Below are 20,662 nucleotides of genomic sequence, written 5' to 3' on the forward strand. Positions count from 1 at the left end.
ATGTGCGCACAAATGTGAATGCTTTTGTTTGTTACGGGATTGTCTCTGCTCGAAATTGCGCGCTATTGTTCAGAACATGAAAGACGTCCGAGACTTCGTGATCCTGGATCGCCTCCGCTCCGAGCGAGCGGCCACGGTCAGCGACCTCGCCGTGGCCACCCGCACGAGCGAGGCCACGATCCGTCGCGACCTGCAGCGACTCGACCAGGCCGGTGTGCTGCGCCGCACCCACGGCGGCGCGGTCGTGGTCGAGACGGACGCGCCCTTCGACGAGGTCGAGCAGGTCAACCGCGACGCGAAGGTACGCATCGCCGCCGCGGCGGCGAGCCAGGTGCTCGACGGCCAGTCGGTCGTGCTCGACATCGGCACGACGACCCTCCACGTCGCCGAGCAGCTGCGGGGCCGCGAGGTCACGGTGATCACGGCGAGCATCGCCGTCTTCGACCTGCTCCGCGACGACCGCGCCGTCCGCCTCATCCTGTTGCCGGGCGACTGGGACCCGGTCTACCGCTCGGTCTCCGGCCCGCTCACCGCAGAGAGCCTGCGGCTGCTGCACGCCGACCACGCCTTCATGGGGGTCAGCGGCATCGCCGACAACGGCGACCTGCGCGACACGACCATGAGCCAGGTGCCGATCAAGCGGGCCATGGCCGAGGTCAGCGACCGCGCGAGCGTGCTGGCCGACTCGAGCAAGTTCCCCGGGACGGGCGCCGGCCGCGTCGTCCCCAGCGCGTCGCTGACGCAGCTGATCACAGAGACGCCGCCGCACGAGAGGGTCTCGGCGGCGCTGGCACGCAAGGGAGTGACGGTGACCGTCGCATGAAGCTCACGATCCTGGGCGGGGGCGGCTTCCGCGTCCCGCTCGTCTACTCGGCGCTGCTGCGCGACCACGCCGAGGGGCGAGTCACGCACGTCGCGCTCTACGACACCGACGCCGTGCGGCTCGCGGCGGTCGTGCGCGTGCTGCGGGAACAGGCGCTGGCACACGCCGACGCTCCTGAGGTCTCTCTACACACCGATCTCGACGAGGCCCTGCGCGGCGCCGACTTCGTCTTCTCCGCGATCCGCGTCGGCGGGATGGCGGGGCGCTCGTGCGACGAGCGCATCGGCCTGTCGCACGGGGTGATCGGCCAGGAGACAGTGGGCTACGGCGGCATCTCGTACGCCCTCCGTACACTCCCCGTCGTCATGGACCTCGCTGAGCGCGTCAAGGCGCTAGCCCCCGACGCGTTCGTCATCAACTTCACGAACCCGGCGGGCGTCGTCACCGAGGCGATGTCGCAGGTGCTCGGCGACCGGGTCATCGGCATCTGCGACAGCCCGATCGGCCTCGCGCGTCGCGTCCTCGGCGCTCTCGACCTCCGGGTCGCAGACGACGCGTTCGACACGGTCACGATCGACTACGCGGGCCTGAACCACCTCGGCTGGCTGCGCGGCCTCACGGTCGACGGGATCGACGTCCTCCCCCGCCTGTTCGCACAGCCCGAGCGCATCGAGACCTTCGAAGAAGGCAAGCTCTTCGGGGCCGAGTGGTTGTCCGAACTCGGAGCCGTGCCCAACGAGTACCTGCACTACTACTACTTCACCCGCGACGTGCTGCACGCCGACCAGTTGGCCGTGCAGACGCGCGGGGGCTACCTCGTCGACCAGCAGGCCCGCTTCTACGACGAGCTGGCCGAGGGCGAGGGCTCTGCCCTGGCCCTGTGGGAGCGCACCCGCCTCGAGCGCGAGACGACCTACATGGCGACCAACCGTCAGTCGGCGGGCATGGGCGACCGCGACGAGGACGACCTCGTCTCCGGCGGCTACGAGCACGTCGCCCTGGCCCTGATGCGCGGCATCGCGTACGACCAGAGCGCGCGCCTGATCCTCAACGTGCGCAACCGCGGCACCCTGTCGCAGCTCGACGACGACGCCGTGGTCGAGGTGCCCTGCATCGTCGACGCGACCGGGGCGCACCCCGTCGCGGGCACGACGCTGCCGGACTTCGGCGTCGGCCTCGTCACGAACGCCAAGTACGTCGAGCGCCAGACCATCGAGGCGGGCGTCGGGGGGTCCAGAGCGGCCGCCGTCCGGGCGCTCGCGAACCACCCGCTGGTCGACTCCGTCACCGTCGCCCGCTCGCTCCTGGGCGACGCGATGGCCACCTTCCCCGGGCTCGACCACCTGCGCTGACCGCACCCGGCAGCCGAGGCGCGCCGCGCCTCCTCCGATCCGCCCACCACCTTCCGCACCCGGCACGGACGCCGGGAGCCCAGCACCTGTGAGGACCACCACCGTGCACCAGAACCAGAAGCTCGTCGAGGAGCGCATCGAGCGCGTCCTGAACGAGCGCATCACCCCCGCCGTCTACTCGTCTACCGCCCCCGTCTCGTTGCGCGCCTGGCAGGTGCCCGACGAGCCGGTGCCGGCCGACGAGGCGCTGGCCCAGCAGTACGAGCCCTTCGAGATCGGCCAGCCCTGGGGGCGGGCCTGGTCGACCTGGTGGTTCGAGGTCACCGGCCAGGTGCCCGCCGACTGGGCCGGGCGCACCGTCGAGCTGGTGCTCGACCCCGGGTTCATCGGCGACTGGCCCGGCAACCAGGCCGAGTGCCTCGTCCACACCCCCGACGGCGTGCCCGTCAAGGGCATCCATCCCCGCAACACCTACGTGCGCCTGCACGACGAGGCAGCCGGCGGCGAGCCCGTGCACTTCTTCGTCGAGGCGGCGGGCAACCCCGACATCCTGGTGAACGAGTTCGTGCCGACGGCCTACGGCGAGAAGTCGACCGCCCCCGAGGAGCCGATCTACAGGTTCCGCACCGCGCAGCTGGCAGTGTTCGAGCACGAGGTCTGGGGCCTCCGCTTCGACGTCGAGGTGCTCTACCAGATGGTGAAGGAGCTGCACGAGACCGATCCGCGTCGCCACGAGGTGCTGCGCGCGCTCGAGCGCTCGCTCGACGTGCTGCGCCTGGACGACGTCGTCGGCACCGCGGCCGCGGCCCGTGAGGTCCTGGCTCCCGTCCTCGCCAGCCCGGCCGTCCCCAGCGCCCACGTGCTCAGCGGCATCGGCCACGCGCACATCGACAGTGCCTGGCTCTGGCCGATCCGCGAGACCAAGCGCAAGACGGCCCGCACCTTCTCGAACGTGCTGACGCTGGCGAAGCAGTATCCCGACTTCCGCTTCGCCTGCTCGTCGGCGCAGCAGTACCAGTGGGTCAAGGAGAACTACCCGACCGTCTTCGAGGGAATCAAGCAGGCCATCGCCGACGGCACTTGGTACCCGGTGGGCTCGCAGTGGATCGAGCCCGACGGCAACCTCCCCGGCGGCGAGGCCATGGTGCGCCAGCTCACCTACGGCCTGCGCTTCTTCGCCGACGAGCTCGGGGTGGAGACGCACGGCGTCTGGCTGCCCGACTCGTTCGGCTACACCGCGTCGTTCCCCCAGATCGCGAAGCTGGCCGGCCTCGACTGGTTCCTGACCCAGAAGCTCTCCTGGAACCAGACCAACACGTTCCCGCACCACACCTTCTGGTGGGAGGGCATCGACGGATCGCGCGTGTTCACGCACTTCCCCCCGATCGACACCTACAACTCGACCCTCGAGGCCGAAGAGCTGCACCACGCGGTGAGGCAGTTCCGTGAGAAGGGCGCCGCGACGCGCTCGCTCGTGCCGTTCGGCTACGGCGACGGCGGCGGCGGGCCGATCCGCGAGATGATGGAGCGCCAGCGCCGGGTCAAGGACCTCGAAGGCTCCCCCCGGGTCGAGATCGAGCACCCTGACGACTTCTTCGCGAAGGCTCGTGCAGAGTACGAGGACGCCCCAGTCTGGGTCGGTGAGCTCTACCTCGAGCTGCACCGCGGCACCTTCACCTCGCACGCCCGCGAGAAGCGCGGCAACCGCGAGGCCGAGCACCGCCTGCGCGAGGCCGAGCTCTGGTGGGCGACCGCTGCCGTCCGCGCGGGCGCCGCCTATCCCTACGACGCCCTCGACCGCCTCTGGAAGCTGACGCTGCTCCAGCAGTTCCATGACATCCTGCCGGGCTCGTCGATCGCCTGGGTGCACCGCGAGAACGAGGACGACTACCGACGCAGCCTCGCCGAGCTCGACCTCCTGATCGAGGAGGCGCTGGGGACGATCGCGACGCCGGGCACGGTCGTCAACGCGGCCGGCCACGACCGCGTGGCCCTCGTCGAGGACGCCTCGGGTGCCGCCGTCGCGCTCGTCGAGGTGCCCGGCTCGGGCACGGCACCGCTGGTCGCCGTCGAGGCGACGTCCGTCGTGTCGGCGACCCGCTCCTCCTCGGGGGTCACCAACGTCGAGAACGGGCTCGTGCGGATCGTCGTCGACGAGCGCGGCCTGATCACGTCGATCGTCGACATGCGGCACGACCGCGAGCTTGTGCCCGCCGGCCGGTTCGCGAACCTGCTGCAGCTGCACGAAGATCTGCCGAACGCGTGGGACGCGTGGGACATAGACGCGCACTACCGCCACAGCCGCACCGACCTGGTCGAGGCCGACGCGGTCGAGGTCGTCGAGGAGGGGCCCCTGCGCGTCACCGTGCGCGTCGAGCGCTCGTTCGGCCGCTCGCGCGTCGAGCAGTTCGTCTCGATCGTCGCCGACGACGCCCGGGTGCACGTGCGCACCGAGCTGGACTGGCACGAGGACGAGAAGCTGCTTAAGGCCAGCTTCCCCCTCGTGCTGCACGCCCAGCACCACAGCGCCGAGATCCAGTTCGGCCACGTCCGTCGGGCGACCCACACGAACACCTCGTGGGACGACGCACGGTTCGAGGTCATGGCACACCGCTGGGTGCACGTCGAGGAGCCCGGCTACGGAGTCGGGCTGACCAACTCGGGCAGCTACGGCCACGACATCACCCGGACGGTCGGCGAGACCGGCGAGGTCGAGACCGAGGTGCGGGTCAGCCTGGTGCGCGCGGCCCGCAGCCCTGACCCCGTGCAGGACATCGGCCACCACCGGTTCGACTACGCCCTCGTGCCGGGCGCGACGATCGACGAGGTCGTCCGTGCCGGGTACGAGCAGAACCTGCCGGTGCGCGTCGTGGGCGCCGGGCGGGGCGGCGCGGGGTTCGTCCTCGGCGAGGGGGCGAGGGTGCCGAGCGAGGTCGACGCGCCTGCCGTCGTCGACGAGGTGCCCGTCTCGGCGTCGACGGACGACCACGAGGCCGTGTCTGCCGAGTCGCTGGTCTCGCTGACCGGCGACGCGGTGCGCATCGAGTCGCTGAAGCTGGCCGACGACCGGTCGGGCGACGTGGTCGTGCGTCTCTACGAGTCGACCGGCGCCCGGGCGTCGACCCGTTTCGAGGCTCACTTCGACGTCGCACACGTGGCCGAGGTCGATGTCCTCGAGCGGCCCCTCAGCAAGGGAATGCCGAGCGCCCTGTCGTTCGCGCCGACCGCCACGGGGGCCGCTCTCACCCTGCGGCCCTTTCAGGTGATCACACTCCGCTTGCGCCGCTGAATGCACGTCGACTTGACCAAGGTCCCGTGCCAAAAGTGAGCGCGGTTCCGCTTCACGCTTGGGTAGGTGCTGACCCCTTGCGCCTAGCCCAGGCTCTGAGCTTCGTGCGCTCGTACATAACCCGGGCCCAAGTCTTGAGGAAGGGCGGCCCCTGCAGGCCCGTGTGTCAGTTGGCAAGCGTCTTTGGCCGAAGGCTCAGACTGAGCACAACGTCGGTTGGTATGAGGAGTTCGAGCGTCCAGTTCATCGTCGTGCAAGCCCCATGCGCGCCAGCCTCGCTCGACGCGTCAGCGTCGGACGCGTGTTAGGTCCCCGATGCTCGTGCGCGTCGCGAGGGCTGAAAGTTGCGCCGTTCGCGCGACCGTTCTCTTGCGACCTGCAGACGTGAGGCGCGGCTTGCGTTGCCACGGTCGCGCGCGGACCTGTCGACTCGAGAGCCGCTAAGCGTGTTGACGAGATCCACCTTCCACGCGCTGGGACGCGCCCTTGCGCCTCGGCTAAACCGGTGGCCCGATTGGCTCCACGAGTGCGGCCTCAGTGATCACTTTGATCGGATACTGGCGTGGGGGTGGGGAAAATGCGCGCGACAGCGGGAGCGCCTTGCTATGTTCTGGTCGGCGTCTGCGAGAACGGCGGTGCGCGACAAATTGCAGACGATGGGGCGCGATCAAAGGCTCGTTGGCGCTCCCACGCTGTCGACGCACCGAGTGTGGCCTCGTCGACGATTGAGAATCGCCCACATCGTTTCGTTTCGCCGCCGCCGCGCCACCTGCACTTTCAACTGCTTCGCACTTGACCCTCGTTCCGGCGCCCTCTTCCGGTCCACTCAGCTCCCCGTCAGACTTCCCGCTGCGCGAAAGCGTCTCCGCCCCGCCGAACGCTGGCGCGTCCGTCACGGCTGCGATTCCCTCAGCTCACTCGTTCGCTGCTGGAACCCACCTGCCGGTGGGCGGGGACTTCGCTGCCGTGTGCAGCTCAGGGGCTGGTGAACGCTGTGAGCGTCTGCCTCGCCTGGCACGCCACACCACTTCGTGATGCGTCGGGAACCGCCCTCGTCGTGCGTGCATTGTGCGTGCTCGTCGCCACCCCTGCCGGGGGCCTCTCCGATGGCTGGTCCATGCGCACCCGATCTGCTCCTTTCGGGACCGGCTCGTCACCCGTCTCGCTCCACCGCCCGGCAGCCGGACCGCAGCCTGTTCGCACATACCCGGCCATGAGGAAGCCCCTGGCAGGGAGCCACCTCGACATCGGATCGATACCCGCACCGCCCCACCGCACCGGTGACCGAGACGACACGAAGCCTCGGCAGGTGCGGCACCGGCGTGCACAGGCCAGACGGCTCGGATGACGCACCGGGAGGCGGACCGGTGGACGCCTCGAGGAGACGAGATGCTAGACGTCCGGGGGCCCGCACCGAGAGACGAACTGCGACACCCCACCCGTGTGAGGCCGCCGATAGGCAAGGTGCGTCAGCACCTTCGATCAGGTATCCGCCCTGGGGAGACGAACAGGGTGACGAGCAGAGGACCGAGCCACTGCCACGGGTGCTGTGCGCGCGGTGGACGAGATGGGGAACGACCAGATCTTCGTGACAGTGCGGGGTGGAGCTGATGCAAGGAGAGGGTCGCGAAGCGACCCGGACGGACGTGTGGGGAGAGCGCGCGAAGCGCGCGGTGTGCGGCGCCGGCGCGGAGCGCCAGGCGTGCCGCGTCGTTGTCGAGGTGGCTGAGTCGTACGTGCGGGTCGCGTTGTCGAGATGGCCGGGTGAGGTGGGCTGCGGTGTCGAGGTGGTGGCGTCAGGAGGTCAGACGAGAAGGGTGTCTCATCGCGGTTGACGTGTGGCTGTTCGTGAAGGGGAACGGGGGAGGGATCGCCAGCGACCGACCCTCTCTTCTCATCGGGCTGCCCTCTCATCTAATGGCCTCCACTCGTCAGATCGGTGTCGCTAGTTGGTCGTCAGGTTCGGCGACCGCCGGGCTCGCACGGGTCGTGCTCGTGGGGGTGGGGCTGGGGGTCGGCGACCGCCGTCGGGGTGGCGCGCGACCGCACACCGCGGAGAGCGATGTGCGTCAGTGGCGCATGAGCTTCTCGTGCACGTCGGGGAGCACGACGCGCAGCTGCCCGAGTTCGACGACGTCGCTGCCGGTCGACAGATTCAGTCCGGTCAGCTCGCGGGCTTTGGCCATGGCAGCTCGCTCGTCCGATGTCGGCATCCGCCGCACGTCCATCGATCGGAGCCAGTCCCACAGCTCGGTGAAGGGCTAGCGCGAGTAGCCCTTGAAGTCGTCTCGAGCCCGGGCCCACGCGTCGTGCTGGCTGGCCCGGATCGGCAGCTTGGCTCGGACGTGCTCTGTGACGTGGCGAAGGATGCGGGGGCCCGCCGACCCGGCGCGAACTTCCCGCTCGAAGTAGTAGAAGGCGACCTTGTCGATGGAATCTCTTCGGGGCTGATCGGTCCGCTGGGTCATGAAGTGGACCTGTCCACGGAGCTGCTCAGATGATCCGCAGCGCGCGCTTTGCCGGCGGCGGCGCGAGGACGGTGATGCCCGCGGCGGCGCAGGCTTCCGAGCCAGTCAGCTGCTCGGCGTTGACAACAGGGAGGGACGCGTCGGGGCCCTTCGGTCCGAACAGGGCCCAGGAGTTCGCGGCTGCCTCGGTCGTGAACCGCGACGCGTACCGGACGCCGTCGAGGCCCGCCTGGTGGAGAGCGTCGGCCCAGGCGTTCGTGACGTCGTAGCGGACGGTTGTCGTCAGCTCCCTGGTGACGCCGTGGCGGACGGCTGCCTTGTCGTTGACGTCCGCGTACCGCCGCGGCGAGGGAGCCGCGATGGCGGAGACGGTGAAGGCTGCGGCCAGGTCGGGCGTGACGGTCTGGGCGGCGGACAGGCGCGGGCCGAGGCTCTCGCGCACGGCGGTCTCGACCTCGTCGGCGAAGTAGCAGGTGCCTTCGTCGCCGGCGTCAGGCAGGTCGAAGCGGCTGGCGCCGGTGGTTCCGAAGAACCAGGGCCCGAAGCTGACGGAGTGCGCACGCCACTGCCGCGCAGCCGGGCCGTCGACGGCCGGGAAGCTGGTGAGGTCCTGGCCCGGCTGCGGTGGCTGCTGCGCGAGGTCGTTGCGGGACGTCACGACGCCAGCAGTGCGCCGGCCTGGCGAGCGAGCGCGATGACATCGTCGGAGTCGCCGTCCCGCAGGGCCTGCGCGGGGGAGCGGTCGCCAAGCTCGGGGCGCGGCTCACGCACCCAGATGGCGTCCCCCCAGACGTCGACGCGACGTGGGTCGAGAGCGGCGAGGACACGGGCAAGGTCGGGCAGTGGCGTGCCGTCGGGGCCCTCGAACTGGAACGACGGGTAGAGGCGGTGGCCGTCGGACGTCGTCACGCAGAGCACGTCTCCTCGGCGGACCTGGCCGTCGATCGACTGGCGGCGGATGCCCTTCCAGCGGCCGAGGCTGGTGGTGTCGTAGAACGGGCCGAGCGCATCGTCGTAGACGTTCGCGCCGGGGACGCTGGCGAGCATCCGTGTGGCCATGGCGTCGACTCCTCCGAGGATGTCCATGACGGGGCGGAGGTCCACGCCCTCAAGGTGGTCGCGGATGGCAGCAAGAAGTTCTTCACGCTCGGCAAATCCGGCAGCGTGCACGACCTGGTGCTCGGTGTCGCGGCGGGCCTTTGGGGCTATGCCTCTCATCGTTTCTCCATCGTCAGTTGCGTCAGTCAAGCATACCGACGTGTGCGTCAGTTGCGACAGTCTGCTCGGGTCGCACATGAGCCCTTTGTGCCGGTGCACACGGTCACCCGCGGGACATGAGCGACCGACGGACCCGCGGACTGCGGAGAGTAGGGACGTAGCTCGTTGAGACGCTTGAGCTCGACAAACAGCCCTGCCAGAGCGGCTCATGCCAATACGACCTACTGCCCGAAGGCTGACGTCAGCGGCGGTCTGACGCCTGCCGGAGGTACGTCACCGCGAGGAGGACGCTGATGAGCCCACCGGCCAGCGTGAACCACGTCGGCATACTCGATGGATCAACGATCAGCAGGACTGCTGAGGCGACGACAACCGCCGCGGCCCCGACCAGCAGAACCCGGAGAGCCGGCTTCGAACGGCTGGTGCCACCACGATCAGACATGGCCCCACCCCGTCACGATGGTGCGCCGGGTCGTCGAGCCAGTGGTCGGCGCTGGGGCGGCAGACGGTGCGGTTGGCGGGCCCTTGCCCACCACGACACGCGCGCCCTAGCTTGAAGGCATGCACCCGAGGACACCTCAAACCGCAGCACTCGTCCTCGTCGTGCTCGCCGGAACGGCAGCATGCTCGTCTGGCGGTACCCAGCCCGAGAACGGTCCCTGTGTTCCTCTCATCGAAGTGAGCCCGGTGAAGGCGACTCCCGGTGGGACCGTCACTATCTCGTCGAAGGACATCTGCGAGACGGCGCCGCCGGCGGACGGGTGGACCGTCGGGGCCGGGCATGTAGGAGACGGTGACCCCTCCTTCTCTGTCACCACGACTGAGGTCTTCGACGGCCTCTTCCGAGTCGAACTGACGTTGCCGCCTGACTTCCCCGAGGGCGAGGCGTACGCAGCGGTCACGAATTGGGACATCGGCGACTGCAAGGACACCGGCAGCTGCGCCAGCCCGAGTGACACGTTCCAGGTCGCGGACTAGCCGGCGGCGGCAAGGTCGTCGGGTGGGACGGCCGCCGAGGGAACGAGGTGCGGGTCGTTGGGCGGTGCGGGTGGCGAGCCCTTACGAGCGGGCCGTCACCAGGACGATGAAGTGCGACGGAGGGTACGACTCCTGCGTGAGGACGTAGGCGGCGACCACGCGTGCCGAGTCCGGCGCCACCGTCGAGGCGTCCCCATCCCCAGGATCGAATCGGACCGCGAAACCAGCCTCCTCCACGAGCCGCCGCGCCTCGGACACGTCCAGCCCGCTCAGGTCGTTGTCACTGAGGTAGGCCTGCGCCGCGGCACCCTCAAGGTCGACCTCGAGGTACCCAGGCGACGCGACGACGGACTCATCGGGCAGGGGCGGCATGTAGAGGTCGTTCACACCCGGTGTCGCGCAGGCCGACAGGGTCAGGGCGGCCGCGACGGCGGCGACGGTGGTCAAGCGATGGCGTGGCACAGGCGGCTCCTGTCGGGGTCGTGGGGGACAGCGTAAAGCGGGACGGTGAACGGTGCGGGTGGCGAGCCAGAGGAGAGAAACGCTCGCGGCCGTTGGGCCTCCTCGACGCGTCTTCTCGGCCTCCTGGATGATGCCCCCGCGGTCTCAGAGCGACAGGCTGTCAGGCATGGCTTTCATACCCTCTCCTCTGGCCGGCTTCCGATGACGGGGCACGAACGAGCCCAGGCTGTTGCGGGATACGACGAACGGCCTGCCCTCGAGGGCATCACGCCACTCGAGGCGGTCGCTTCACATCTCGTAGCGGCCGTAGTTCTGGTGGGGTCTGTCTCGTCGGCGTACTTCGCCTCTGCTGTCGCATCTCCTCTGCGCAACGCGCTTCTGAGCTCAGATCTCGACCGTGTCCGAGATCAACTTCTGCTCTTCGCCGTGCTCACGTGTTTCGCCGGGGCACTAGTGGCCGTGCTGGTGAGGGCCAGGTTCCCTCGCAGTCGGCGCCGTGTCTGTGCCCTCTGGGGCCCGATCGGCGCGCTGGTGGCCATCAGTCTCCTGACGGTCGTCATCGGCGGTCTTGTCGTCGTCCTGCATTCCGTTCCCCAGGGCTCGCAGACACCACTTCAGGCCGCTGCTGCGGCGGCCTTCCTCTGGATGCCGCTGGTCTCCTTCGCGACTTTCATCCTTGGCCTGACCTGGGCACTCCTCGACCGTCGACAGTCAGCTTCTGGCGTCGCCGGTCTCCTCGTTCTTGCCGCTGGTACTGCGGTGCCCGGAGCGGCTGCGATCATCCTTGTGCTCATGTCGATGTGATGGAGCGCTACCACGGCATTAAGCAGGATCAGCGTCAGCGATGACAGCGTAGGGCGGGAGGATCGCCGAACTCTTCGTCCCGCAGGCTGATGTAGGGCGAAGCTCGGGCATGACACGCTGTCGACGTGACAGGGAACTTGACGAACGCGACGACCAGACGTTGGGTCGCAATGGGGGTCGGGCTCGCAGCCGCTGCGCTATTGGCGATCGCCGTCGTCCTCCTCCTCGGGCGCTACGCACTGCAGGCGCTGGGGGCGACCGAGGGTGACGTGCCGACCGAGGCGCAGATGGGCTTCCCGGCGACCGCGGTGGTCACGTCGACGAGCATGGAGTGTGGGTCGGGTGGTTGCTGGTCCGTGTTCGGCGTAGAACCCGCGGACGGCGTGACGCCGGAGCAGCTCAGGGCCGAGGTTGACGCGAAGCTCGGAGACCGCCTCCGAGGCACCCTCTTTGATCCTCGGAGCATCAGTGTCTACGTGGAGGACTCGAGGAGTGGCCTCGAGGTCCGTGGTGACTTCTGGAGTCGGCCAGCTGCGCCGTAACCGGGACGGTGAACGGTGCGGGTGGCGAGTCGACTACGAGCTCGCCCAGGCGAAGACGACTGCGCCGATGAGCAGCATCGCCAGGCACACGACCGCGGAGACGAGCCCCAGCGCGATGCTGCCGGCCTTGAGGTCTCGCATCGACCGGATGCTGACGACGATCCCGACGAACGCCAGGACCATCATGACGACGGAGATGCCCACGAGCTGATCCTGACATGGCTTGAGCCTCTCCCAGGAGAGGACATGGCGACCATCAACAGCGGCATCAGCGTGAACGCGACCACGATGAGGCCGACGCCGGCCGGCACAGACCTCCGGTCGAAGACCAGGCAGAGGCCGGTGAACAGGACCACGACGAAGACCTGCGCGACGAGGATGACGAGCGGTGACACGAGGGGGTCCGTTCGAGAAGGTGGGGGAGAGGGCGCCGGATCGGCGGGCGGGACAGGTGGAGAGGCTGGGCGACGGTCGCTACGGCGCCGACGGACCGGCCCGCAGATCGATCGACCACTCCGACTCGGCGCACACCTTGCGCACGGCCTCGAGCAGCGACGCAGGGGCCTCCGCGAGGCCGCCCGTCGTCGTACCGAGCAGCACATCGGCGAGGCTGCAGAGGTAGCGGGCGTGAGGGGTCTCCTCGTCGAGGAAGAAGCTCCCCTTCTCCACCTCCGCACTGTGCGATCGCTCGACGGCGCCCGGGGTCATCTCCACGGCCCAGACGCAGGGGCTGGTGGCGAGACGCCAGATGAAGAGCTGGGCCTCGGCGGGAGTTCTGCTGGGGTCGGTCATGGGCAGGCCATGTGCGGCAGGAGGAGCGGGGCGGCTACGAGCCGACGCCAGCGGCCCCGAGGTTGATCAGCAGGAGGCCGCCGCCAGCGATGTCCGAAGCAAGGCCCAAGACCATCGTGAAGATCGGCAACGTCTTCCCGCCGTGCATCAGGCTGACGAGGGTGGTCACGCACAGGCAGAACCCGAAGCCCATGTACGGCACGAGCATGGTGGGGCCTTCCGAAGCAGGGTCGAGGGTAGCGAGCAGCGAACACGTCATCGACGACGTCGCAGGAACGCACTCCCGAAGGCGCAGCCGCATGCCACGGGCACGACGACTAGCCAGACGAGCAGCGGGTCCATGCGGGAGTCATGCGCGGCACGGAGAGCGGGGCGGTGGGCGAGGCGTTGGGCAGCAGCCCCGGCCGCCGGCAACGACCACCGACGCCTCGGGCCCCTTCAGCAGAACTGGTGGGGCCCGAGGCGGTTCGCGTTGCGGGTGACGAGTCGGGGGTCAGCCCTTCGCGGCGTAGTACTGGGGGTCGAGTGCGAGCACGACGTCATCGTCCGTGCCCGTGACGTCCTTCAAGATGACGTGGCGGCCGAGGCCGACCGGCCCGTTGTCGTCGTCGCTCCACCAGATGTCGAGGACGCGGAAGCGACGGTTGCCGAGGCCCCTCACGTAGACGCCCTCTCCGACCTGAGCGGGCACGTGGTAGTACTCGTCCTGGCCGATGTGCTCACCGTCGAGCCAGTAGTTGTTGGTCCAGGGCTGGGCATCTTCGATTCTCATGTCCTCAGACTACGAGCCCGGATATCGCCGGCGACGGAGCCGCGGGGTGGCCGCTAGCTGTCGGCGTGCTCGACCGGCCAGACCACCTCGAAGCGTTCGAAGACGACGTTGTCACCTTCGGACCAGGGCACCTCGCCGTCCCCGTCGTCGGCCCACTTCGCCCGCTGCTCGGACTGCCATGCGTTTGCGCTCTCTGCCAGGCGTGCCTGCACGAACCAGTCCGGAACGTCGGACAGCGGCCCCACGTGCACCTCTGTCGTGCGGACGAGGGCAGCCGGCATCCCTGAGCTGTCGCAGAGCGCCAGGAAGTCGTCGACAGCCGGCAGCTCTTCCTCAAAGTCGAGATAGGACGCGGCAAGCGTCGCTCGAGCACGCAGACCGCCAGAGAAGACCGCTGCAAGGGGCTCATCAGCGCCGGCTGCTCGCCCGTCGAGGAAGACGATGCGCAGGGGCAGGTCACCACCGCCTCCCTGCAGCCGAGCCTCCGAGTACTCGGCCCACATGACGGCGACGAGGCCGAACTCAGGCTCTACGGCGTCTACATCGATCCACTGGTCGGTCATGCGCTGATCCTGGCACGGCCGGCGGCTGTTGCGGGAGGGGTGCTGGCGCGGCGAGTAGATGTGCACAGGTAGCGGGGCGTTGGGCGAGGCGGCGACCGCGGCCGGCAGGAGACGACGGTTCAGCTCGGCCATGACGGTGTGGAGCAGGAAAGGTAGCGTGGATGGTGAAAGGTCGACCTAAACGAGGCGCTTTCGCCGCCGTTGACCGCCAGGCTCGTCGTCGGCAGCCCGGCGGCGGCGACCATCGGCTCGTCCCCCGCTCCGAGACCCTTCTCGCTCCTCATCCCCATGCCGCTGGCCTGCAGGGTCGTCGAATCGCTGAGCGAGCGGTCCTGGCTTCCGCCAACCGGCCCGCTCGCCGAGACGCTGACCGAACCGGTCGCACTGTCGGTGATGCCGGCGGCGAAGGCTCCTGCGGGTGCGAGACCGAGGAGCATGAGCGTGCCGACGACGGTGGCGACACCGCGGACTTTGCGGCGGCTGCGCTTGGTGGGTGCGTGCTTCATGCCGGGTACGTGTGCGGCCTTCGCCGTGGTGTTCGCGCGGGCGCTGGTGCGGGCGCGCAGGAGTGCGAAGGGGCTGAGGCTCATGCAGTTGAGACATGCGGCGGATCTGCACCGTGCGAGGCGCCGCTGGCGGGTGTTCCTGGCCGGTCTAGCTGTCGATGACACCGGTGGCGCCGAGCGCCAGGATGGTCAGGGTGCCCACGAAGATGACGCCGCCGATGGCCACGATGCCCCCCGTGACGATGGCGCCGCCGCGGTGCTTGGTCTCGAGCTGGGGGCTGGTGTTGTCGTTGTTCACGCCCGGGTCATGCGCGGCGGTCAGCGACCTCGGACAGCGTCGAATCTGTCAGTGCTCGCCGTCACGATGGAGTCATGAACTCGGACACCACTGACAGCGCACTGCAGGCCATCCTCGGTGCACTCGGACTGCTTCTGGCAGCCACGACCATCGCCCTCAACGTCCGTGACGAGCTTCGTCCGCTGGGCGTGATGGAAAAGCTCACCGCGATCGTCACCGCGATGCCGCAGGGGCCGGTGCGAGACCTCCTGACGCGGGAGCGGGATGACCGCGGGGCTAGGTGGGTGCTGCTGAGGCAGGCTCCGCAGCTACATGGACTGCTCTTCGTCGCGTTGCTCTCTTCGGGGGTTGCTCTCTTACTCATGGGCTTCTGGGTCTGGCTCGTTCTGACTACCGCCAGCGCGTCCGGGCTGTGGGCGGTGTACACGGCGGCTCTCACGATCGCCGTTGCCGGGTTCCTACTGAGCGTCACGCGACGTCGACGGCGAGACGCGTGGGTGGCGGCTCGGCGCGACGAGCTCCGGATGCCCACCGCCTGACACCAGCAGAGAGGCCCCGCACGCCGTGTGCGGGGCCTCTCTGAACTCAGGACGACGTCACAAACTGCGTACCGTCAGCTGATGCGCCCGTTCAGGGGGCCGAGGCGATGACCGTCTCGAGGCGCTTGTTGCGCCAGGTGTAGACGCTCGAGCTTGCTTCCACCCGCTGGGTCATCGACATCGTGCCTGAGACCGTAGGGATCGAGCCGTACGTGTCAGCCGGTCGCGTCGGAGCGATCTGCCATGCGCCGCTCCCCACGCGGTAGATGAGGGTGAGCGAGAAGGTGTGACGCCAGTTGCCGTCGTACGGGAGTCCGGTGACGCTCGAGTTGACCGTCCATGACTTGTACTTGCTGCCGCAGGTGCACGTTTGGTTCTTGTCGGAGACCGCGAGCCGGATGTACTTGCCGCTCCCGACACCATTGATGCCCTGCAGGTCGTCGACACCGTCCAGAACCTCGACACCGTCAGTCGCGTCAGTGGAGTCCGTCCCCTGCACTGCGTACGTGCTCGAGGAGGCGGGCATGCTCACAGTGGTGGGGGTGGTCTGCTTGAGCCCCTTCAGGGCGCAGTAGTCGCGATAGTTCTGCTGCCCGAGCGCCCAGTCCAAGTCGGACAGCCCTGCGGCGCGGGGTGCAAGAGCTCCGCACTGGGTGACAACCTCGGTGGCTGCGTTGGCCGGTTGGATCGGAACAATGACGGCGGCGGAGATGATCGCAGCGGCGAGGAGGCTGCGGACGAGTGATTTCTTGGGCAAGAGAACCCCCAGGTGAGTGCCGGCCGGGTGCCGGTGCGCTCATCTTGATGCAGTGTCCGCAGCTAGAAAATGCGTCCTTGGAGGTATCTATTCGAGACTCCAGAAGCTTGACGTACAGACGGTTCGGTCTGGCTAAACCTAGGCCTTGCCGCGAGCCGTGCTAGCGCCCTAGGTTCTCATCGTACGTGCCCTAAACCAAGAATCGCCCCGGCGCTTGGCCTGGGCGATTCTCGATGTTCAGGACCAGATGGCGGACGGTCCGTCGTCGGATGGTGGTGCAGTCTTCGACGGCTTGGGGGCCTTGCCGTGTGCGGGCCGGGCCTCTTCGACGTGCTGGTTGGGCTTGGTGGTGGCCTGCCGGGCTTCACTGCTGTACGACAGCTTGCCGATGGTGGCCCGGGTGGGGATGGGGACGCCGCAGATGAGGATCTGCCCCTTGATGCGCTTGGCGGCTCCCTTGTCGAGGAGCGTCTTGTACATCGGGAGGCGGAGGCCCTTCTGCGACCGTGACAGGTACAGGTACAGGCACAGGTTCCGTGGGTGTGGCTTCCTTTCTTGTTCGTGACGGTCGCGGGGAAACTGTCAGTGAGGTGTTCCGTTCCTGCGGGCTCGTCAATCGGTTAATTGGACAGTGCTCGACCTTCGGTAGTGGTGATAAACGGGGAAATCACCGGTAAAACGCCACGCCCTGAAGTGACGCAAGGACGTGAGTGCAGCCGGCTGGCCTGACAGCCGGTTCTTTTGGTGCCTGCCTTTCGAAGCTGCGCAGGCTTCATCCGCTGTTCCGTGCCCGGAGTCGACAGTTGGATCAGAAGAAACACCAGACCAAGTGGCTCTTATGGGCAGTCTGATCCAAGATCCACGACCTCGTGGCTGGTGATCAAGCAGCCTGAGACGAGAACGGGCGAAGGGAGACAGTGAGTGCGGCCCTAGAAGAAGAGAAAGAAATTGGATCTTGGATCTCTTCTCTCTCTATACCCCTCCAGCCCCTAGTTTCCGGGGGAGTAGGCCGATCCAGAGCCTGGATCAGCCGGGATCACACGGGTCGCCGATGCAGTCAGGAAGCGCTCGCCACTCAACGTCACCGCGCCAAGTCCCAGCCGTCCCGTTTGGCTGCGCACAGAGCAGGTATGACCCACACCACGAACCCTGTCTCCGCACTCCACGTGCAGCCCTCCCAGTCGTCCTCTGAGTCCTCGCACAGAGGAGACATGACCTCTAACTCAGCCCCCTCGCCCCTCACCGCCTGGACCCGCGACGACTACGCGCCCCACGTCTACTACAGCGGCGCGTACAAGCTCGCCGACAGTGGCGTCTCACCGCTCGTCGCCGCCGCCCGCGGCTACCTGCACCTCGACGCCGGGGAGGTCGCTGACTTCGCCAGCAAGAACGGCCTCGGGAACGCCAACAGCAAGCTGACGTCCCAGGTCAGGGCGGCAGCCAAGCGCAACGGAACTCTCGTCTTGCCTTGGTTCCGGGCCGACGTCGCCGTCCACGACTCCGGCGACGGCCGCCGACCGGCCCCGACCACGTTGCAGCTGCGCCCGGCGAGCCCCAGGGAGAACCCCAAGACCGGCAAGCTCGTCAAGTACGAGAACCTCACCGGCAGCGAGTCCGTCATCGACGCCCACCCCTCGACCCCGCGAGAGTGGTTCACCAACGCCCGGCGTGTGCTCATCACGGAGGGAATCCTGAAGGGAGATGCCGCCCTCACTGCCCTGCTCCGCGCCAACGGCATCACCGACGACCAGCTGCACATCGCCCGCAACCAGGGCGGCGACGCCGCCTACGTTGCCCTCCGCGAGCTCATGCTCACCGTCCCCGAGTACAACCGGGTGCTCATCCTCTCCTTCGTCGGGGTGGCCAACTGGAAGCACAACGACGTCTGGGTAAGCCTCAGCCTGAAGAACCGGACGATGCTCCTCGCCTTCGACGGAGACCTCACGACCAACTGGAACGTGTGGAACCAGGCCAACCAGCTCTGGGGGTACGCCCGCAACGAGGGCGCCGAGGTCGCCCTGCTGAACCTCAACAACATCCCCGCCGGTCCGTCCGATGACCTCGAAAGGCTTGAGCAGGGAAAGGTCGGTCTCGACGACTTCCTCACGAAGCACGGCAACTGGGACGACGTCCTGGCCACCATCGAGACTGACCTCCCCGACGCTCCGCCGAGGCCCCAGGGTGACGTCAAGGTCGGGACGTGGGCTGTCGCAGAGGACGGCACCACCGTGCAGGAGTTCGTCGCCGGGCGGGAGGGCTTGCTGGGCGAGGAGTCGCTCAACAGGTGGGTTCTTCGCAGCAACATCGGGGGGCGCGTCGAGGCGTACGTCACGCGGCGTCCTCCGATGGAGGAGGAGGTCGAGACCGGCATCTTCGGCCGCGGGTATGTCAAGGAGGACAGCCCTCGCGTGGAGAGCGTCCGCATCCGGCTGGCCTGGCTCGACGACGACGGCGACACGGTCGAGGCAACGGTCACTGGACCCCCGGAAATCCTCGAGAACCCGCCGTCCGAGTGGAGCAAGAAGGGAGCCGACGTCCCTGAAGACGTGCTCCTGCACCCGGAGTGGCCGCCCCGGAAGGGACAGGACTGGCTGCAGGCCATCAAGAGCAACAAGACCACCCCGGTCCGACGCGAGACCGCGTGGTCGAGCATGGGATGGGTCCCAGTCGACGGGTCTCCGGTCTGCGCGTTCATCTCCGGTCGCACTGTCCTCGCCAGCACGACCGCCGGGGCCAAAGCGACGGTGCCTGGCGTCACGGAGGAGATGCTGCCCGGCGCCTCGAAGTTCAGCCTCCCGCCCCTCCGAGGAGCTGTGCTCTCCGAAGAGTGGAAGGCCCAGGTCCGCAGCGACCTCCACGACCTGTACGAGCACTACATCACGCTCGGCCCCTGGACCGACCCCAACATCGCAGCCGCCGTCCTCGCCGCCGGCCTCCGCCCGTCGGTCCCGGTGAGGAGCACCACCGTCCTCTACGTCCAGGGTCCTCCCGGCGGTGGCAAGAGCTGGACGGTGTCCCACGTCCTGTCCTTCCACCAGGAGAAGAAGACCTGGACGAACAAGTCCCTCCCTGGCTCCATGAAAGACACCGCTACTTCCACCGAGCAGGCCCTCGCGCAGAGCAACGTCTGGGTGATGGACGACCTCGCACCCTCCGCCGACCGCCGGCAGAGCGAGTCCGAGCAGGCCAAGCTCGGCGACACCATCCGGAACGTCCACAACAAGTCGTCGAGGCGCCGCTCCGGCTCGGACCTCAAGGCCCGCGAGGTCTTCACCCCACGGGCACTCCTCATCGTGACCGCGGAGAACGAGCACACCATCAACTCCGTCCGCGACCGCACGGTCATCCTCGACATCGGTAAGGAGAGCTTGAACAGCCCGGTCATCGACGGTTTCGACCACTTCCGGGACAACAGCCGTGTCCCCGGACGCATCATGCACGCCTCCGTCCAGGCCATGCAGCACCTCGCCGTGCTGAACGGCTGGAACGCGATGATGCACCAGCTCGAGGGCTTGTCGCACAGGTTCTCGGAGACCGCAAAGACAGTCATCGACTCGGGCGAGAACCCCGCCAAGTCTCCCGCTCGTCACGCGCAGATGGCGGTCGACCTCATGCTCGGCCTGGCTCCCATCCACATCCTCTGCGAGATGGTCGGCTACACCCCGTTCCTTGACCTCTTCAACGCCGACAACGGCACGACCCTCCCCGAACGTGTCGCCACCGTCCTCAAGGAGGCCGACGCCTCCCAGGCCAACACCACACCGGCACGTGCGCTGCTCCGCGCCATCCGGTCCGACCTCGCCGCAGGGCGCGCGTACATCGCAGGCTCTTATGGTCTCGGCGATGCGCCGGTCCCCTCGGCGGGCACGGGGGTCAACGTGAACGCGAACGCGCAGCTGGGATGGTTCGTGGACAAGAACGGCGAGTTCGTGACGCGACCCGGGGCCGTCCCCATCGGGCACCTCATCCGTCGCCCCAAGGGTGACAACCTCGACGTCGTCATGTTCAACCGGACGCTCGCGTTCGAGACGGCCCAGAGGCACAACTCGAAGCTGCTGCCGGCCGGGCAGGAGGCCCGCAGCACGTGGCGCAACCTCAAGGACGAGGGACTGCTCCACGAGCACTACGCCAACCAGGGCACTAAGGAGAACCGCGCCGACTTCGTTTACCGGTTGCCCGGGCAGGGAGGTCAGACGCGGGGCGTCCCCGTGAACCTCAATGTGCTCCTGGGTGATCTGACCGCCTAACACCGATGCGAGGCTGGGGCATCGCTTCACTACAGGTGATGCCCCAGAGGTACGGCGCGGGGGACTGGGCAAGGGGTGATCTCCACCGAAACCGGCCCTTGAAGTTCTCCGGGCACCGTCAGGTGCGGGTGCCGCCTCTTGCTCGGGTGGGGCGCGACCCAACGCCCCACTGGGTGACGCGACCCAAATCGTCCCGTGTTTTTGGGGGTGCGACCGGGCGCCCCAGGGTGTGGCGCGACCAAAGTCCCCTCT

The 20,662-nt window shown here is 68.1% G+C and carries 22 protein-coding genes; 8 read left to right on the plus strand and 14 right to left on the minus strand.

The features are described 5' to 3' along the window. The first annotated feature begins 76 nt into the window (after positions 1–76). From IFT45_RS13150 to IFT45_RS13160, 3 genes are all read left to right on the plus strand, one after another. Positions 77–823 carry a DeoR/GlpR family DNA-binding transcription regulator gene (locus tag IFT45_RS13150; protein WP_197982438.1) on the plus strand — a complete coding sequence of 249 codons (747 nt, stop codon included), beginning with the start codon at positions 77–79 and terminating at the stop codon, positions 821–823. After that, positions 820–2,175 (plus strand): 6-phospho-beta-glucosidase, encoded by a 1,356-nt coding sequence (locus IFT45_RS13155; protein WP_192128656.1) that lies wholly within the window; start codon positions 820–822, stop codon positions 2,173–2,175. Before IFT45_RS13150 ends, IFT45_RS13155 begins: the two co-directional genes overlap by 4 nt. 103 nt (positions 2,176–2,278) lie before the next feature. Further along, the gene (locus IFT45_RS13160) at positions 2,279–5,464 is read left to right on the plus strand and encodes a glycoside hydrolase family 38 C-terminal domain-containing protein (protein ID WP_192128701.1); all 3,186 of its coding nucleotides are present in this window, start codon (positions 2,279–2,281) and stop codon (positions 5,462–5,464) included. Positions 5,465–7,725: 2,261 nt separating this feature from the next. Here the strand turns inward: IFT45_RS13160 and IFT45_RS13165 are convergent. From IFT45_RS13165 to IFT45_RS13175, 3 genes are read right to left on the minus strand one after another with little or no spacing between them, the layout of a single operon-like run. Further along, positions 7,726–7,932, minus strand: a complete 207-nt coding sequence (locus IFT45_RS13165; protein ID WP_192128658.1) for a hypothetical protein — start codon at positions 7,930–7,932, stop codon at positions 7,726–7,728. Positions 7,933–7,957: 25 nt separating this feature from the next. Continuing rightward, on the minus strand, positions 7,958–8,590 hold the full coding sequence (locus IFT45_RS13170; RefSeq protein WP_192128661.1) for an RES family NAD+ phosphorylase: 633 nt from the start codon (positions 8,588–8,590) through the stop codon (positions 7,958–7,960). Continuing rightward, positions 8,587–9,102, minus strand: coding sequence for a hypothetical protein (locus tag IFT45_RS13175; RefSeq protein WP_192128662.1), 516 nt, complete (start codon positions 9,100–9,102; stop codon positions 8,587–8,589). The genes IFT45_RS13170 and IFT45_RS13175 overlap by 4 nt, the downstream gene beginning before the upstream one ends. Before the next feature lie 735 nt (positions 9,103–9,837). Here IFT45_RS13175 and IFT45_RS13180 point away from each other — a divergent pair. Further along, positions 9,838–10,128: a hypothetical protein gene (locus IFT45_RS13180; protein ID WP_192128664.1), complete on the plus strand. Its 291-nt coding sequence runs from the start codon at positions 9,838–9,840 to the stop codon at positions 10,126–10,128. 81 nt (positions 10,129–10,209) lie between these two features. On the opposite strand, the gene IFT45_RS13185 is transcribed toward IFT45_RS13180, so the two are convergent. Then, entirely contained in the window at positions 10,210–10,575 is a 366-nt protein-coding gene (locus IFT45_RS13185; protein ID WP_192128665.1) for a hypothetical protein, read from the minus strand. A gap of 546 nt (positions 10,576–11,121) precedes the next feature. Here IFT45_RS13185 and IFT45_RS13190 point away from each other — a divergent pair. Both IFT45_RS13190 and IFT45_RS13195 read left to right on the plus strand, forming a co-directional pair. Then, positions 11,122–11,394 carry a hypothetical protein gene (locus IFT45_RS13190; protein ID WP_192128666.1) on the plus strand — a complete coding sequence of 91 codons (273 nt, stop codon included), beginning with the start codon at positions 11,122–11,124 and terminating at the stop codon, positions 11,392–11,394. 125 nt (positions 11,395–11,519) lie between these two features. Further along, positions 11,520–11,936 (plus strand): hypothetical protein, encoded by a 417-nt coding sequence (locus tag IFT45_RS13195; RefSeq protein WP_192128667.1) that lies wholly within the window; start codon positions 11,520–11,522, stop codon positions 11,934–11,936. 33 nt (positions 11,937–11,969) lie between these two features. Here IFT45_RS13195 and IFT45_RS13200 read toward each other — a convergent pair whose 3' ends face one another. The 8 genes from IFT45_RS13200 to IFT45_RS13235 form a co-directional block, all read right to left on the minus strand. Then, positions 11,970–12,140 carry a hypothetical protein gene (locus IFT45_RS13200; protein ID WP_192128668.1) on the minus strand — a complete coding sequence of 57 codons (171 nt, stop codon included), beginning with the start codon at positions 12,138–12,140 and terminating at the stop codon, positions 11,970–11,972. Then, positions 12,119–12,331, minus strand: a complete 213-nt coding sequence (locus tag IFT45_RS13205) for a hypothetical protein (protein ID WP_192128669.1) — start codon at positions 12,329–12,331, stop codon at positions 12,119–12,121. The genes IFT45_RS13200 and IFT45_RS13205 overlap by 22 nt, the downstream gene beginning before the upstream one ends. Before the next feature lie 79 nt (positions 12,332–12,410). Then, on the minus strand, positions 12,411–12,728 hold the full coding sequence (locus IFT45_RS13210; RefSeq protein ID WP_192128671.1) for a hypothetical protein: 318 nt from the start codon (positions 12,726–12,728) through the stop codon (positions 12,411–12,413). Positions 12,729–12,762: 34 nt separating this feature from the next. Next, entirely contained in the window at positions 12,763–12,936 is a 174-nt protein-coding gene (locus IFT45_RS13215; RefSeq protein WP_192128673.1) for a hypothetical protein, read from the minus strand. Between the two features lie 285 nt (positions 12,937–13,221). Then, positions 13,222–13,500, minus strand: a complete 279-nt coding sequence (locus tag IFT45_RS13220) for a hypothetical protein (RefSeq protein ID WP_192128675.1) — start codon at positions 13,498–13,500, stop codon at positions 13,222–13,224. A gap of 53 nt (positions 13,501–13,553) precedes the next feature. Then, positions 13,554–14,063: a hypothetical protein gene (locus IFT45_RS13225; protein WP_192128677.1), complete on the minus strand. Its 510-nt coding sequence runs from the start codon at positions 14,061–14,063 to the stop codon at positions 13,554–13,556. A 119-nt stretch (positions 14,064–14,182) separates the two neighbouring features. Beyond that, a complete protein-coding gene (locus IFT45_RS13230) occupies positions 14,183–14,653 on the minus strand; it encodes a hypothetical protein (RefSeq protein WP_192128679.1) in 471 nt (156 codons plus the stop codon). A gap of 64 nt (positions 14,654–14,717) precedes the next feature. After that, positions 14,718–14,867, minus strand: a complete 150-nt coding sequence (locus IFT45_RS13235) for a hypothetical protein (RefSeq protein ID WP_192128681.1) — start codon at positions 14,865–14,867, stop codon at positions 14,718–14,720. A gap of 74 nt (positions 14,868–14,941) precedes the next feature. Between IFT45_RS13235 and IFT45_RS13240 the strand changes: the two genes are divergently transcribed. After that, positions 14,942–15,406, plus strand: a complete 465-nt coding sequence (locus IFT45_RS13240) for a hypothetical protein (RefSeq protein ID WP_192128683.1) — start codon at positions 14,942–14,944, stop codon at positions 15,404–15,406. A 91-nt stretch (positions 15,407–15,497) separates the two neighbouring features. On the opposite strand, the gene IFT45_RS13245 is transcribed toward IFT45_RS13240, so the two are convergent. After that, positions 15,498–16,163, minus strand: coding sequence for a hypothetical protein (locus IFT45_RS13245; RefSeq protein WP_192128685.1), 666 nt, complete (start codon positions 16,161–16,163; stop codon positions 15,498–15,500). Positions 16,164–16,400: 237 nt separating this feature from the next. Then, on the minus strand, positions 16,401–16,643 hold the full coding sequence (locus tag IFT45_RS13250) for a hypothetical protein (protein ID WP_192128686.1): 243 nt from the start codon (positions 16,641–16,643) through the stop codon (positions 16,401–16,403). Positions 16,644–17,374: 731 nt separating this feature from the next. On the opposite strand from IFT45_RS13250, the gene IFT45_RS13255 reads away from it, so the two are divergent. After that, positions 17,375–20,410: a hypothetical protein gene (locus tag IFT45_RS13255; RefSeq protein WP_192128687.1), complete on the plus strand. Its 3,036-nt coding sequence runs from the start codon at positions 17,375–17,377 to the stop codon at positions 20,408–20,410. The last annotated feature ends 252 nt before the right edge of the window (positions 20,411–20,662 follow it).

It is taken from the genome of Frigoribacterium sp. CFBP 13707 (genome assembly GCF_014842245.1).
Classification (GTDB): domain Bacteria; phylum Actinomycetota; class Actinomycetes; order Actinomycetales; family Microbacteriaceae; genus Frigoribacterium; species Frigoribacterium endophyticum.